Raw genomic sequence first — 14,483 nt, 5'->3', positions numbered from 1 at the left:
GGAAGGGACACCATGGCAACGAGAACCCTGAGCAGGGTCGCCAAGGCCCTCATAGCCCCCACACTGGCCCTCGGCGCGACCGTCGGCCTCGCCTCCGCCCCCGCCTCCGCCGCCGTCTGGTCCTCCTGCGACCAGTGGGCCTCCACCACGCTGAACGGCTACACCCTGTACAACGACATCTGGGGCTCCGGCGCCGGCAGCCAGTGCATCTGGGCCAACTCCGGCACCAACTGGGGCGTCTGGGCCAACCACCCCAACACCGGCGGGATCAAGTCCTACCCCAACGCCGACAAGGTGATCAACAAGTCGATCACCTCCCTCTCCTCGCTGACCAGCAGCTACAACGTCAGCGTCCCCTCCTCCGGCGCCTACGAGACGGCGTACGACATCTGGGACACCAACCACAAGTACGAGATCATGCTCTGGCTCAACAAGACCGGACCCGTCGGCCCGCTCGGCACCTCGCAGGGCACCGTGACGCTCGGCGGCTCGACCTGGACGGTCTACAAGGGCACCAACGGCTCCAACGACGTGTTCTCGTTCCTCCGCACCTCCAACTCCAGCTCCGGCACGGTCGACATCCTGCCGATCCTGAAATGGATCAAGGACACCAAGGGCTGGTTCGGCAACGTCACCATCGGTGACCTCCAGTTCGGCTTCGAGATCACCTCCTCCTCCGGCGGCCTGAACTTCACGGTCAACAGCGAAAGCGTCACCAGCAGCTGACCCGGCAGCCGGTCCGGCAGGGGGCGCGGCTCCCCGCGCCCCCTGCTCGCCACCCCTCACCCGGTGATCGGCAGCTCTGCCCCGTCCCGCAGGAACAGCGGGATCCGGTCCAGCGGCGCGTCCACCGTGACCTCCGTACCGCCCTCGTACGACTGGCCCGTCCACGCGTCCGTCCAGAGCGCGCCCGCCGGCAGATACGTCGTACGGACCCTCTCACCCGCCGTCAGCACCGGGGCGACCAGCAGGTCCCGGCCGAACAGGTAGGCGTCGTCCACGGACCAGGCCGCACCGTCCTCCGGGAACTCCAGGAACAGCGGCCGCAGCACCGGCAGACCCTCCTCGTGCGCCTGTCGCATCACCTCGAGGATGTACGGCCTGAGCCGCTCGCGCAGCCGCAGATAGCGCTCCAGGATCGCGCCGGCCTCCTCGCCGTAGGACCACACCTCGTTGGGGCCGCCGGTCATCTCCGGGCCCAGCGGCATCCCCGGGTCCCGGAAGCCGTGCAGCCGCATCAGCGGGGACAGCGCGCCGAACTGGAACCAGCGGATCAGCACCTCGCGGTAGGCCGGGTCGTCCGGGTCGCCGCCGTGGAAGCCGCCGATGTCCGTGTTCCACCAGGGGATGCCGGACAGCGCGGTGTTCAGGCCCGCCGCGATCTGCCGGCGCAGGGTCGCGAAGTCGGTGCCGATGTCACCCGACCACAGCGCGGCGCCGTACCGCTGACTGCCCGCCCACGCCGAGCGGTTGAGGGTGAGGACCTCCTCGCCCTCGGCGCGCAGCCCGTCGTGGAAGGTGCGGGCGTTCTCCGCCGGGTAGAGGTTGCCGACCTCCAGGCCCGGGCCCGCCCAGTAGCGCAGGTTCTCCGGGAAGCCGGGCTTCAGCTCGGGCTCGCAGGCGTCCAGCCAGAACGCCGAGATGCCGTACGGAACCAGGTAGTTGTCCCGCACCTTCGACCACACGAACTCCCGGGCCTCGGGGTTGGTGGCGTCGTAGAAGGCCACCTGCACGGTGGAGGCGACCTCCTTGTCCGGCCAGTCGGCGTGCGCCATCGGCCCGTACTGCGTGCCGATGAAATAGCCGCGCTGCTCCATCACCGGGTGGTTCTCCGACAGCGGCGACACCGACGGCCACACGGACACCACCAGCTTGATGCCCAGCTCGTCGAGCTCGCGGACCATCGCCGCCGGGTCGGGCCACTCCTTCGGGTCGAACTTCCACTCGCCGAGGTGCGTCCAGTGGAAGAAGTCGCACACGATCGCCGAGATCGGCAGGTTCCGGCGCTTGTACTCGCGGGCCACGGCGAGGAGCTCGTCCTGGGTGCGGTAGCGCAGCTTGCACTGCCAGAAGCCGGCCGCCCACTCCGGCAGCATCGGCGTGCGGCCCGTCACCGCGCTGTAGGAACGCTGCCCGTCGGCCGGGGTGCCCGCCGTGATCCAGTAGTCGATCTGCCGCGCCGAGTCCGCGACCCAGCGGGTGCCGTTGCCCGCCAGCTCCACCCGGCCGATCGCCGGGTTGTTCCACAGCAGGGTGTAGCCCCGGCTGGACACCAGCACCGGCACGCTCACCTCGGCGTTGCGCTGCACCAGGTCCAGCACCAGACCCTTCTGGTCCAGCCGCCCGTGCTGGTGCTGGCCCAGGCCGTACAGCTTCTCGCCCTCGTACGCGGCGAACCGCTGCTCCAGCCGGTGGTGGCCGTTGCCGACCGCCGTGTACAGCCGCGGCCCGGGCCACCAGAAGTGGGCCCGCTCCTCGGCCAGCAGCTCGCTGCCGTCGTCGGTGCGCAGGAACCGGATCAGACCCTCCGCGGTCACCTCCACGGTCAGCGCGCCGACCGTCAGCCGCGCCAGCTCGCCATCGGTCTTGACCGTGCCGGCCCGCTCCGGCGGGGTGCCGAGGAGCGCCCCCGGCAGCCCCTCCAGCACCGGGCCGCCGAGCCGGGCCCGGACCCGGACCGCGTCCCGGCCCCAGGGCTCGATCCGCACCGTCTCCTGACGGCCGCTCCACTCCAGCGCGCCGTCCCGCTCACGGAAGGTGCCGACGGTGGGGGAGGACTGGGCGAGAGAGACCTTCGACTGCGCGACGCCAGGCTGATTCACTGCATGCTCCTGAAGGAGTGCGGGACAGGGACAAGGCAGGCAGAGGTGTGCCCCGGACGCACCGGAGCACGGGGGAGGAGGGGTGGGTCAGGAGGCGGCCGGAGCCGGTCCCGAACTCGCCCGTACCGTCAGCTCGGGCGCGATCAGCACGACCTCGTCGCCGCCCCGCCCGTCCAGCTTGGCCACCAGATGCTCCACGGCGTGCCGGCCCATCTCCTGCGCCGGTACGGCGACCGAGGTCAGCCGCACCGAGGCCTGCACGGCGACCTGCTCCGGGCAGATCGCGACCACCGAGACGTCCTCCGGCACGGCCCGGCCCTGCTGGCGCAGCAGCGCGAGCAGCGGTTCCACCGCCGACTCGTTCTGCACCACGAACCCGCTGGTCCCGGGCCGCTCGTCGAAGATCCGGGCCAGGGTCAGGGCCATCGCGTCGTACCCGCCCTCGCACGGGCGGTGCAGCACCCGCACATCCGTCTCGCGGGCACGGGCGCGCAGACCGTCGAGGGTGCGCTCGGCGAAGCCGGTGTGCCGCTCGTAGACGGCCGGGGCCTCGCCGATGACCGCGACATCACGGTGACCGAGCCCCGCCAGATGATCCACACAGAGCGCGCCGGTCGCCGTCCAGTCCAGGTCCACGCAGGTCAGTCCGGTGGTCTGGGCGGGCAGGCCGATGAGCACGGAGGGCTGGTCGGTCTCCCGCAGCAGCGGCAGCCGCTCGTCCTCCAGCTCGACGTCCATCAGGATCATCGCGTCGGCGAGCCCGCTGCCAGTCACCCGGCGCACCGCGTCCGGCCCCTCCTCGCCGGTGAGCAGCAGTACGTCGTACCCGTGTGTGCGGGCCGTGGTGGCCACCGCGATGGCGATCTCCATCATCACCGGCACATACATGTCGGTGCGCAGCGGGATCATCAGCGCGATGATGTTCGACCGGTTGCTGGCCAGGGCGCGGGCGCCCGCATTCGGGTGGTAGCCCAGCTCCCGGATGCTCTGTTCGACCCGCTGCCGGGTGGTCGCGGAGATCGACCGCTTGCCGCTGAGGACATAGCTCACCGTGCTCGCCGAGACTCCGGCGTGCTGGGCGACCTCGGCGAGGGTGACCATCCGGCTCTCCAAGCTGTTGTGAAGCGCTTCGACACGGGCGCATAGCCGACGGGGATAACTGAGGGTGGCAATGACACTAGCCCCAGCGAGGTCAGGGTGTCCAGAGGATGTCGAAGCGCTTCGACAGCGATTTCCGCCGCCGGTGTCCGGGACGCGCTGCGGCTCCCTCCCCGGCGGGCGGCGGCCGCACCGGCGCGGTGCACGAACCGTCCCCCCGGAAGGACCCCCGGCGCAACACCCCGGACCGCGCCGGCGGAGACGAAGCATGGGCCGATCGGACGCGCGAGGGGTGGTGGGGTCGCCCCGTTTCGGGTACCAACGATCCAGTAGCACCGGTCGGTACGAACGACCCGAAAACATCCCTCTTCGCGGCGAGGTGAGCCTCATGTCCGCCCCCACCACCCCTCGTACCAACGTCACCGAGCGGGAGGCCCGCCAGGTGGCGGAGGCCGCCCGGGAACAGCACTGGCGCAAGCCGAGCTTCGCCAAGGAACTCTTCCTCGGGCGATTCCGGCTCGACCTCATCCACCCCCACCCCCTGCCCGCCGACGAAGCCGTACAGCGCGGCGAGGAGTTCCTCGCCAAGCTCCGCGCCTTCTGCGAGTCCACCGTCGACGGCGCCCGCATCGAGCGCGAGGCCCGCATCCCCGACGAGGTCGTCGCCGGGCTCAAGGAACTCGGCGCCCTCGGCATGAAGATCGACCCCAAGTACGGCGGCCTCGGCCTCACCCAGCTGTACTACAACAAGGCCCTCGCGCTGGCCGGCTCCGCGAGCCCCGCCGTCGGCGCGCTGCTCTCCGCCCATCAGTCGATCGGCGTACCGCAGCCGCTGAAGATGTTCGGCACCCAGGAGCAGAAGGACGCCTTCCTGCCCCGCTGCGCCCGCACCGACATCTCCGCCTTCCTGCTCACCGAGCCCGACGTCGGCTCCGACCCGGCCCGGCTCGCCACCACCGCCGTGCCCGACGGCGACGCCTACGTCCTCGACGGGGTGAAGCTGTGGACCACCAACGGGGTGGTCGCCGACCTGCTCGTCGTCATGGCCCGCGTGCCCGTGTCCGAGGGCCACCCGGGCGGCATCACCGCCTTCGTGGTGGAGGCGGACTCCGAGGGCATCACCGTGGAGAACCGCAACGCCTTCATGGGGCTGCGCGGCATCGAGAACGGCGTGACCCGCTTCCACCGGGTCCGGGTGCCGGCCGCCAACCGCATCGGCCCCGAGGGCGCCGGTCTGAAGATCGCGCTGACCACCCTCAACACCGGCCGGCTGTCGCTGCCCGCGATGTGCGCCGGCGCCGGCAAGTGGTGTCTGAAGATCGCCCGCGAATGGTCCGCGGAGCGCGAGCAGTGGGGCAAGCCGGTCGCACTGCACGAGGCCGTCGGCGCCAAGATCAGCTTTATCGCGGCCACCACCTTCGCCCTGGAGGCCGTCCTCGACCTGTCCTCCCAGATGGCCGACGAGGACCGCAACGACATCCGCATCGAGGCCGCCCTCGCCAAGCTCTACGGCTCCGAGATGGCCTGGAAGATGGCCGACGAACTGGTCCAGATCCGCGGCGGACGCGGCTACGAGACGGCCGAGTCGCTCAGGGCGCGCGGCGAACGCGCGGTCCCCGCCGAGCAGATGCTCCGCGACCTGCGCATCAACCGCATCTTCGAGGGCTCCACGGAGATCATGCACCTGCTGATCGCCCGCGAGGCCGTGGACGCCCACCTGTCGGTCGCCGGTGACCTCATCGACCCCGACAAGACCCTCGCCGACAAGGCGCGGGCGGGCGCGAACGCGGGCGTCTTCTACGCCAGGTGGCTGCCGAAGCTGGTCGCCGGACCCGGACAACTCCCCATGTCGTACGGTGAGTTCAAGCACGGCATCGACCTGTCCGGGCATCTGCGCTATGTCGAGCGCACCGCCCGCAAACTGGCCCGCTCCACCTTCTACGCCATGTCCCGCTGGCAGGGCCGGATGGAGACCAAGCAGGGCTTCCTCGGCCGGATCGTGGACATCGGCGCGGAGCTCTTCGCCATGAGCGCGGCCTGTGTCCGCGCCGAGCGGCTGCGCACCCGCGGCGAACACGGCCGCGAGGCCTACCAGCTGGCCGACGCCTTCTGCCACCAGGCCCGCATCCGGGTGGACGAGCTGTTCGGCCGGCTGTGGACCAACACGGACGGCCTCGACCACAAGGTGGTCAAGGCCGTCCTCGCCGGGTCCTACACCTGGCTGGAAGAGGGGATCATCGACCCGTCCGGCGACGGCCCGTGGATCGCCGACGCGACCCCCGGACCCGCGACCCGGGCGAGTGAACGCCGACCCTTCGGCGACTGACCCCCGCCGGGCGCCTGGGGCGGGTCAGTTGCCCCAGGTGCCCTGGTTCACGGCGCAGTTCCAGCCCGTGCCGTGGAGCGTGAACTTCACCTGGTAGGTACGGGTGTTGAGCAGATGCGTCGGAATCCTCATGCCGAGGCTCTTCTTCGCCTTCAGCGTGCCCGTGTACACGGACACCGACTGGGTCGAGTTGTGGGTGATCCGGCCGCCCGTGGCCCTCGCCGTGCCGAAGCGGAGGTACTTCACGTTGGTGACGCTGAACGTGACCTTCTTGAAGGACGTGGTCGTGCTCTTGTTCTTGATGCCGAAGTACAGGCCGCCGTTGGTCACCCAGTGGTGCGAGTTGATGTAGAAGCGGCTCGGGTAGACCAGGTCCACCGGGCAGCCGGCGCCGGCCGACGTGCGGGTGGCGGCGGACGCCGTACCGGCGATCCCCAGCTGAGCGGTGGTCAGGACGGCTGCTCCGGCCAGGACGGCCGCGGTGGTACGCATACGGTTCATCGTGGTGGTACTCCCCCTTTGAGGCCCGACGTGACGGGCTGCACCGGAAGGATGCCACTGCCGGCCGCCGTCCGCGCGCGATTTCCGTGCCTTTCCGACAGGACCGGTACAAGGTAGTGACACAACGGGTGGCCTGTGTCACATGATCGTCACGGAGCCGCCCTTCCGAGGGACACCCTGTCCGGGCGCCGGGCCGGTGCGGCCACAATGGAGGGATGACCGACAGTCCCGCCCATCCGGCACCCCTCGCCGACCCGCACCTCGTCTACGACCCCGTGGCCGGCGACGGCCCCAAGGACGTGGTGATCCTCGGCTCCACCGGATCCATCGGCACCCAGGCCATCGACCTCGTGCTGCGCAACCCCGACCGCTTCCGGGTCACCGCCCTCTCCGCGAACGGCGGCCGCACCGCCCTCCTCGCCGAGCAGGCGCACCGGCTGCGGGTGCGCACCGTCGCGGTCGCCCGCGAGGACGCCGTACCCGCGCTGCGCGAGGCGCTCGCCGCGCACTACGGCCCCGGCGAGCCGCTGCCCGAGATCCTCGCCGGACCCGACGCGGCCACCCAGGTCGCCGCCTCCCCCTGCCACACCGTGCTCAACGGCATCACCGGCTCCATCGGCCTCGCGCCGACGCTGGCCGCGCTGGAGGCGGGCCGCACCCTCGCGCTCGCCAACAAGGAGTCGCTGATCGTCGGCGGACCGCTGGTCAAGGCGCTCGCCAAGCCGGGCCAGATCATCCCGGTCGACTCCGAGCACGCCGCCCTCTTCCAGGCGCTGGCGGCGGGCACCCGGGCCGACGTCCGCAAGCTGGTGGTGACGGCGTCCGGCGGCCCCTTCCGCGGCCGGACCAAGGCCGAGCTGGCCCGGGTCACCGTCGAGGACGCCCTCGCCCACCCCACCTGGGCGATGGGCCCGGTGATCACGATCAACTCCGCGACCCTCGTCAACAAGGGTCTGGAGGTCATCGAGGCGCACCTCCTCTACGACATTCCCTTCGACCGCATTGAGGTCGTCGTGCATCCCCAGTCGTATGTCCACTCGATGGTCGAGTTCACCGACGGATCCACGATCGCCCAGGCGACGCCCCCCGACATGCGCGGGCCCATCGCCATCGGTCTGGGCTGGCCCGAACGCGTGCCGGACGCGGCGCCCGCCTTCGACTGGAGCAAGGCCTCCACCTGGGAGTTCTTCCCGCTGGACAACGAGGCGTTCCCCTCGGTGAACCTCGCCCGGCACGTGGGGCAGCTCGCGGGCACGGCCCCGGCGGTGTTCAATGCGGCCAACGAGGAGTGCGTCGACGCCTTCCGCGGCGGTGCGCTGCCCTTCAACGGGATCATGGAGACCGTCACCCGGGTGGTGGAGGAGCACGGCACCCCCGGCACGGGAACCTCACTCACGGTGTCGGACGTCCTCGAAGCGGAGACCTGGGCGCGCGCCCGGGCCCGCGAACTCACAGCCACGACGGCGACCGCGGAGGCGCGTGCATGACGATCTTGATGTTCATCCTCGGCATAGTGGTCTTCGCGGTCGGCCTGCTCGTCTCCATCGCATGGCACGAGCTGGGACACCTCTCCACGGCCAAGCTCTTCGGCATCCGCGTCCCGCAGTACATGGTCGGCTTCGGCCCGACCATCTGGTCGCGGAAGAAGGGCGAGACCGAGTACGGCATCAAGGCGGTCCCGCTCGGCGGCTACATCCGCATGATCGGCATGTTCCCGCCCGACGAGCAGGGCCGGGTCTCCGCCCGCTCCACCTCGCCCTGGCGCGGCATGATCGAGGACGCCCGCTCGGCCGCCTTCGAGGAGCTGAAGCCCGGCGACGAGACGCGCATGTTCTACACGCGCAAGCCGTGGAAGCGCGTCATCGTCATGTTCGCCGGCCCCTTCATGAACCTGATCCTCGCGATCGCCCTGTTCCTCACCGTGCTGATGGGCTTCGGCGTCCAGGAGCAGACCACCACCGTCCGCTCGGTCTCGCCCTGCTCCATCGCGCAGAACCAGAACCGCGACACCTGCAAGAAGTCCGACCCGGTCTCCCCGGCGGCCCAGGCCGGTCTGAAGGCTGGCGACAAGATCGTCTCCTTCGCCGGCACCCCCACCAAGGACTGGAACACCCTCTCGGACCTCATCCGGGACAGCGCGGGCCGGAACGTCACGATCGTCGTCGACCGCCAGGGACGGCAGCTGACCCTGCACACCACGATCAAGACGAACCTGGTCGCCAAGAAGGACGCGAACGGCCAGTACACCAAGGGCTACGTCAAGGCCGGCTTCCTCGGCTTCAGCGCCGCCACCGGTGTCGTCCACAAGGACTTCGGCGAGTCCGTGACCTGGATGGGCGACCGGGTCGGCGACGCCGTCGACTCCCTCGCCGCACTGCCCGGCAAGATCCCCGCCCTGTGGAACGCCGCCTTCGGCGACGGCCCGCGCGAACCGGACTCCCCGATGGGCATCGTCGGCGCGGCCCGGGTCACCGGCGAGATCGCCACCCTCGACATCCCCGCCTCCCAGCAGGTGGCGATGTTCGTGATGCTCCTCGCCGGCTTCAACCTCTCCCTCTTCCTGTTCAACATGCTCCCGCTGCTCCCGCTCGACGGCGGGCACATCGCGGGCGCCCTGTGGGAGGCGCTGCGCCGGAACCTGGCCCGGGTGCTGCGCCGCCCGGACCCCGGCCCGTTCGACGTGGCCAAGCTGATGCCCCTGGCCTACGTGATCGCCGGGATCTTCGTCTGCTTCACCCTGCTGGTGCTGATCGCGGACGTCGTCAACCCGGTGAAAATCTCCTAGCCACGGGCCGTTCACGGACGGCCCGGAAACCCCTGTGTTCCGGGCCGTCTTCCAACGAGTGGGTTTACCGGTCTGATGTGCCGGAGCCCGGGGCGGTGCCGTAATCTCGGAGCCTCGGGTGCCGTAATCTCGGAGCCTGGAGCCCACTGTTCACAGGGCCGGACCTTGATCCACGACTTGGGGTTGCACAGCAGATGACTGCGATTTCTCTCGGCATGCCGTCCGTTCCGACCAAGGTTGCCGAGCGCCGGAAGAGCCGGCAGATCCAGGTCGGCAGCGTGGCGGTCGGCGGAGACGCGCCGGTCTCGGTGCAGTCGATGACCACGACCCGTACGTCGGACATCGGCGCCACCCTCCAGCAGATCGCCGAGCTGACCGCGTCCGGCTGCCAGATCGTCCGCGTGGCCTGCCCCACGCAGGACGACGCGGACGCCCTGGCGACCATCGCCCGCAAGTCGCAGATCCCCGTCATCGCGGACATCCACTTCCAGCCGAAGTACGTCTTCGCCGCGATCGAGGCCGGCTGCGCCGCGGTCCGCGTCAACCCGGGCAACATCAAGCAGTTCGACGACAAGGTCAAGGAGATCGCCCAGGCCGCCAAGGACCACGGCACGCCGATCCGCATCGGCGTCAACGCGGGCTCCCTGGACCGGCGGCTGCTCCAGAAGTACGGCAAGGCGACCCCCGAGGCGCTCGTCGAGTCGGCCCTGTGGGAGGCCTCCCTCTTCGAGGAGCACGACTTCCGGGACATCAAGATCTCGGTCAAGCACAACGACCCGGTCGTCATGATCGAGGCCTACCGCCAGCTCGCCGCGCAGTGCGACTACCCGCTCCACCTCGGCGTCACCGAGGCCGGCCCCGCCTTCCAGGGCACCATCAAGTCGGCGGTCGCCTTCGGCGCGCTGCTCAGCCAGGGCATCGGCGACACCATCCGGGTGTCCCTCTCCGCCCCGCCGGCCGAGGAGGTCAAGGTCGGCATCCAGATCCTGGAGTCGCTGAACCTCAAGCAGCGCGGCCTGGAGATCGTCTCCTGCCCGTCCTGCGGCCGCGCCCAGGTCGACGTCTACAAGCTGGCCGAAGAGGTCACCGCCGGCCTGACCGGCATGGAGGTCCCGCTCCGCGTCGCGGTCATGGGCTGCGTCGTCAACGGCCCCGGCGAGGCCCGCGAGGCCGACCTCGGCGTCGCCTCCGGCAACGGCAAGGGCCAGATCTTCGTCAAGGGCGAGGTCATCAAGACCGTCCCCGAGTCCAAGATCGTGGAAACCCTCATCGAGGAGGCCATGAAGCTGGCCGAGCAGATGGAGAAGGACGGCGTGACCTCCGGCGAGCCCTCGGTGTCGGTGGCGGGCTGACGGTCCGACGCCGCGGCAAAGGCGCCTTCAGGCTCCGCCGCGTGGGCGCGACCGGCCACGGACCACCGGAACCCGCCCACGCACAAAGTGCCCCGAGCCAGAAGGCGCACCGCCCAAGCAGCGCAGCTATAGTGCGGAGGATCAGCGGAACCCCACGGTGAGGCCCCGTACGTGTTGACCCAGACCACCTCCCGGGTGCTCGAACCGAGCGACCTTGACGCCGCGCTCGCGGTCCTCGACCGCGAGCCGGTGGCCAACGCCTTCGTGACCTCCCGGGTCCAGGTCGCGGGCCTCGACCCCTGGCGCCTCGGCGGCGAGATGTGGGGCTGGTACGAGGACGGCATGCTCACGTCGCTGTGCTACGCGGGCGCCAACCTCGTCCCGATCTGCGCCACCCCGCGCGCCGTCCGCGCCTTCGCGGACCGCGCGCGCCGGGCGGGCCGCCGCTGCTCCTCCATCGTCGGCCCCGCCGAATCCACCGCCGCGCTGTGGCGCCTGCTGGAGCCGCACTGGGGTCCGGCCCGCGAGGTCCGCGCCCACCAGCCGCTGATGATCACCGACCGGATGCCCGCCGACATCGCCCCGGACCCCTACGTCCGCCGCGTCCGCAAGGACGAGATGGAGACGATCATGCCGGCGTGCGTGGCGATGTTCACCGAGGAGGTCGGCGTCTCGCCGCTGGCCGGGGACGGCGGCCTGCTGTACCAGGCCCGGGTCGCCGAACTCGTCGGCTCCGGCCGCTCCTTCGCCCGGGTCGACGACGACGGCAAGGTCGTCTTCAAGGCGGAGATCGGCGCCGCCACCCACCGGGCCTGCCAGATCCAGGGCGTCTGGGTGGCCCCGGAGTACCGGGGCAGGGGCCTCGCCGCCCCCGGCATGGCGGCGGTCCTGCGCTACGCCCTCGCGGACGTGGCCCCCGTGGTCAGCCTGTACGTGAACGACTTCAACACGGCGGCGCGCAGGACGTACCGCAGGGTGGGCTTCCAGGAGGTCGGCGCCTTCATGAGCGTGCTCTTCTGAAACGGACGCCGGCGGCCCGGACGGCCGGCCGCCGACCCGGACCGCGCGCGCCCGCTTCCCTGTACGCTCCCCGCATGGACCTCGTGATCGGCCCGCTGGACCTCTCCGCCCATGTCGACGAGGCCTTGGCGGTCCAGGCCGTCGCCTTCGGCCTCGGCCCCGACGAAGTGGCCGTACGCCGGCAGATCGTCCAGCGCCATATGCAGTTCCCGGGCGCCCGCGCCCTCGGCGCGACCGTCGGCGGCCGTCTCGTCGGGTTCGTCTACGGCATGCCCAACTCCCGCACCCACTGGTGGTCCACGGTCGTGGAGCCGTACCTGCGCGCGGGCGGCAACGAGTACTGGCTGGACGACTCCTTCGTCATCACCGAGCTGCACGTCCACCCCGACCACCAGAACCGGGGCATCGGCCGCAGCCTGATCACCACCATCACCGACAGCGCCACCGAGCCGCGCTCGATCCTCTCCGCGATCGACACCGACAGCCCCGCCCGCGGCCTCTACCACTCCCTCGGCTACGCCGACCTCGCCCGCCAGGTGCACTTCCCGAGCGCGCCGCGGCCGTACGCGGTGATGGGCGCCCCGCTGCCGCTCCGCAGGCGTTAGGGCCTCTCTTTCGGATCTTGCCGACCCGAGCGGGGTCTGGCACGCACATCTGCTGCGTTGTCGTCCCTCCCCGACGCTCCGCGTCGACTCGGCCCTCCGCCTTGCATCTGCACGCACCAGACCCCGCTCGGGTCGGCCGAAAAGGCACCGCCACCGCAGCCGACCTGATCCGAAAGAAAGGCCCTAACCGATTTCCACCCCCGCAGTCGGCCCGGCTAACCTCCTTGCCATCACCGTTTTCTTGGCAGGAGTACGAGAACCATGGCGAACGCACCGGTCCAGCGCATGTCCCAGTTGATGGCGAAGACGCTGCGCGACGACCCGGCGGACGCCGAGGTCCTCAGCCACAAGCTCCTCGTCCGCGCCGGCTACGTCCGCCGCACCGCCGCCGGCATCTGGAGCTGGCTGCCCCTCGGCAAGAAGGTCCTCTCCAACGTGGAGCGGATCGTCCGCGAGGAGATGGACGCCATCGGCGCGCAGGAGGTCACCCTTCCCGCGCTGCTGCCCCGTGAGCCGTACGAGGCCACCGGCCGCTGGGACGAGTACGGCCAGGAGCTGTTCCGGCTCAAGGACCGCAAGGGCGGCGACTACCTGCTCGGTCCGACGCACGAGGAGATCTTCACCCTCCTGGTCAAGGACCAGTGCACGTCCTACAAGGACCTGCCGGTGATCCTCTACCAGATCCAGACCAAGTTCCGCGACGAGGCCCGCCCCCGCGCCGGCATCCTGCGCGGCCGCGAGTTCCTGATGAAGGACTCGTACTCCTTCGACCTGGAGGACGAGGGCCTCGCCCAGTCGTACGCCCTGCACCGCCAGGCCTACCAGCGGATCTTCGAGCGCCTCGGCCTGGACTACCGGATCTGCGCGGCCACCGCGGGCGCCATGGGCGGCTCGAAGTCGGAGGAGTTCCTGGCCCCGGCCGAGGCCGGCGAGGACACCTTCGCCGACTGCCCGAACTGCGACTTCGCCGCCAACACCGAGGCGATCACCTACGGGCTGAAGGAGGTCGACGGCTCGGCGGTGCCCGCGCTGGAGGAGATCCCCACCCCCGACACCCCGACCATCGAGACCCTGGCCGCCTCGCTCGGCGTCCCGGCCTCCGCCACGCTGAAGAACCTGCTGGTCAAGGTGGACGGCGAGATCGTCGCCGTGGGCGTGCCCGGCGACCGCGAGGTCGACCTGGACAAGGTCGAGGCGCACTTCGCCCCGGCCACCGTCGAGATGGTCACCGAGGCCGACTTCGCCGGCCGCCCCGACCTGGTCCGCGGCTATGTCGGTCCGCAGGGCCTGGGCGAGAAGGTGAAGTACCTCGCCGACCCGCGCGTCGCCCCCGGCACCGCCTGGATCACCGGCGCCAACAAGGAGCACACGCACGCCAGGAACGTCGTCGCCGGCCGTGACTTCCAGGTCGACGCGTACGTGGACGTGGTCGTGGTCCAGGAGGGCGACCCCTGCCCCAAGTGCGGCACCGGCCTGAAGCTGGACCGCGCCATCGAGATCGGCCACATCTTCCAGCTGGGCCGCAAGTACACCGACGCCCTCAAGCTCGACGTCCTCGGCCAGAACGGCAAGCCGGTCCGGGTCACCATGGGCTCCTACGGCATCGGCGTCTCCCGCGCGGTCGCGGCCATCGCCGAGCAGAGCGCCGACGAGCACGGCCTGGTCTGGCCCAAGGAGATCGCCCCGGCCGATGTGCACGTCGTCGCCGCGGGCAAGGCGCTCCAGACCGAGCTGGCCCTCGACGTCGCCGAGAAGCTCGCCGCGGCGGGCGTCCGGGTCCTGGTGGACGACCGGGCCGGCGTCTCCCCGGGCGTGAAGTTCACGGACGCCGAGCTGATCGGCGTACCGCAGATCCTGGTCGCCGGCCGCCGCTCCGGCGAGGGCGTCCTGGAACTGAAGGACCGCAAGACCGGCGAGCGCGAGGAGCTGTCGGTCGAGGACGCGATCGCCCGCCTGACGGCCTGACCACCGTCC

The 14,483-nt window shown here is 70.7% G+C and carries 11 protein-coding genes; 8 read left to right on the top strand and 3 right to left on the bottom strand.

Annotated elements, in window-relative coordinates; all coding sequences use genetic code 11:
- Window positions 1-12: 12 nt before the first annotated feature.
- Window positions 13-726 (top strand): glycoside hydrolase family 12 protein, encoded by a 714-nt coding sequence (locus tag ACWCV9_RS04690; protein WP_450784284.1) that lies wholly within the window; start codon window positions 13-15, stop codon window positions 724-726.
- Between the two features lie 56 nt (window positions 727-782).
- Here ACWCV9_RS04690 and ACWCV9_RS04685 read toward each other — a convergent pair whose 3' ends face one another.
- Together ACWCV9_RS04685 and ACWCV9_RS04680 are read right to left on the bottom strand one after the other, a co-directional pair.
- On the bottom strand, window positions 783-2,822 hold the full coding sequence (locus ACWCV9_RS04685; protein WP_450784283.1) for a glycoside hydrolase family 31 protein: 2,040 nt from the start codon (window positions 2,820-2,822) through the stop codon (window positions 783-785).
- A gap of 87 nt (window positions 2,823-2,909) precedes the next feature.
- Window positions 2,910-3,923 carry a LacI family DNA-binding transcriptional regulator gene (locus tag ACWCV9_RS04680; RefSeq protein WP_450784282.1) on the bottom strand — a complete coding sequence of 338 codons (1,014 nt, stop codon included), beginning with the start codon at window positions 3,921-3,923 and terminating at the stop codon, window positions 2,910-2,912.
- 385 nt (window positions 3,924-4,308) lie between these two features.
- On the opposite strand from ACWCV9_RS04680, the gene ACWCV9_RS04675 reads away from it, so the two are divergent.
- On the top strand, window positions 4,309-6,246 hold the full coding sequence (locus tag ACWCV9_RS04675) for an acyl-CoA dehydrogenase family protein (protein ID WP_450784281.1): 1,938 nt from the start codon (window positions 4,309-4,311) through the stop codon (window positions 6,244-6,246).
- A gap of 24 nt (window positions 6,247-6,270) precedes the next feature.
- On the opposite strand, the gene ACWCV9_RS04670 is transcribed toward ACWCV9_RS04675, so the two are convergent.
- Window positions 6,271-6,738: a hypothetical protein gene (locus tag ACWCV9_RS04670; RefSeq protein WP_385839630.1), complete on the bottom strand. Its 468-nt coding sequence runs from the start codon at window positions 6,736-6,738 to the stop codon at window positions 6,271-6,273.
- 224 nt (window positions 6,739-6,962) lie between these two features.
- Between ACWCV9_RS04670 and dxr the strand changes: the two genes are divergently transcribed.
- The 6 genes from dxr (at window position 6,963) to ACWCV9_RS04640 (ending at window position 14,474) form a co-directional block, all read left to right on the top strand.
- Entirely contained in the window at window positions 6,963-8,234 is a 1,272-nt protein-coding gene (gene dxr, locus ACWCV9_RS04665; protein ID WP_385839629.1) for a 1-deoxy-D-xylulose-5-phosphate reductoisomerase, read from the top strand.
- Entirely contained in the window at window positions 8,231-9,532 is a 1,302-nt protein-coding gene (locus tag ACWCV9_RS04660) for a M50 family metallopeptidase (RefSeq protein ID WP_450784280.1), read from the top strand. The genes dxr and ACWCV9_RS04660 overlap by 4 nt, the downstream gene beginning before the upstream one ends.
- A gap of 194 nt (window positions 9,533-9,726) precedes the next feature.
- Window positions 9,727-10,884: a flavodoxin-dependent (E)-4-hydroxy-3-methylbut-2-enyl-diphosphate synthase gene (gene ispG, locus ACWCV9_RS04655; RefSeq protein WP_450784279.1), complete on the top strand. Its 1,158-nt coding sequence runs from the start codon at window positions 9,727-9,729 to the stop codon at window positions 10,882-10,884.
- A gap of 171 nt (window positions 10,885-11,055) precedes the next feature.
- Window positions 11,056-11,904 carry a GNAT family N-acetyltransferase gene (locus ACWCV9_RS04650; RefSeq protein ID WP_450784278.1) on the top strand — a complete coding sequence of 283 codons (849 nt, stop codon included), beginning with the start codon at window positions 11,056-11,058 and terminating at the stop codon, window positions 11,902-11,904.
- A gap of 74 nt (window positions 11,905-11,978) precedes the next feature.
- Window positions 11,979-12,509, top strand: coding sequence for a GNAT family N-acetyltransferase (locus ACWCV9_RS04645; protein WP_450784277.1), 531 nt, complete (start codon window positions 11,979-11,981; stop codon window positions 12,507-12,509).
- Between the two features lie 261 nt (window positions 12,510-12,770).
- On the top strand, window positions 12,771-14,474 hold the full coding sequence (locus ACWCV9_RS04640; protein WP_385839623.1) for a proline--tRNA ligase: 1,704 nt from the start codon (window positions 12,771-12,773) through the stop codon (window positions 14,472-14,474).
- Window positions 14,475-14,483: the final 9 nt, after the last annotated feature.

The sequence above is a fragment of the Streptomyces sp. NPDC001606 genome, from assembly GCF_053596835.1.
This window is presented reverse-complemented; position numbering and strand designations above follow the sequence as displayed.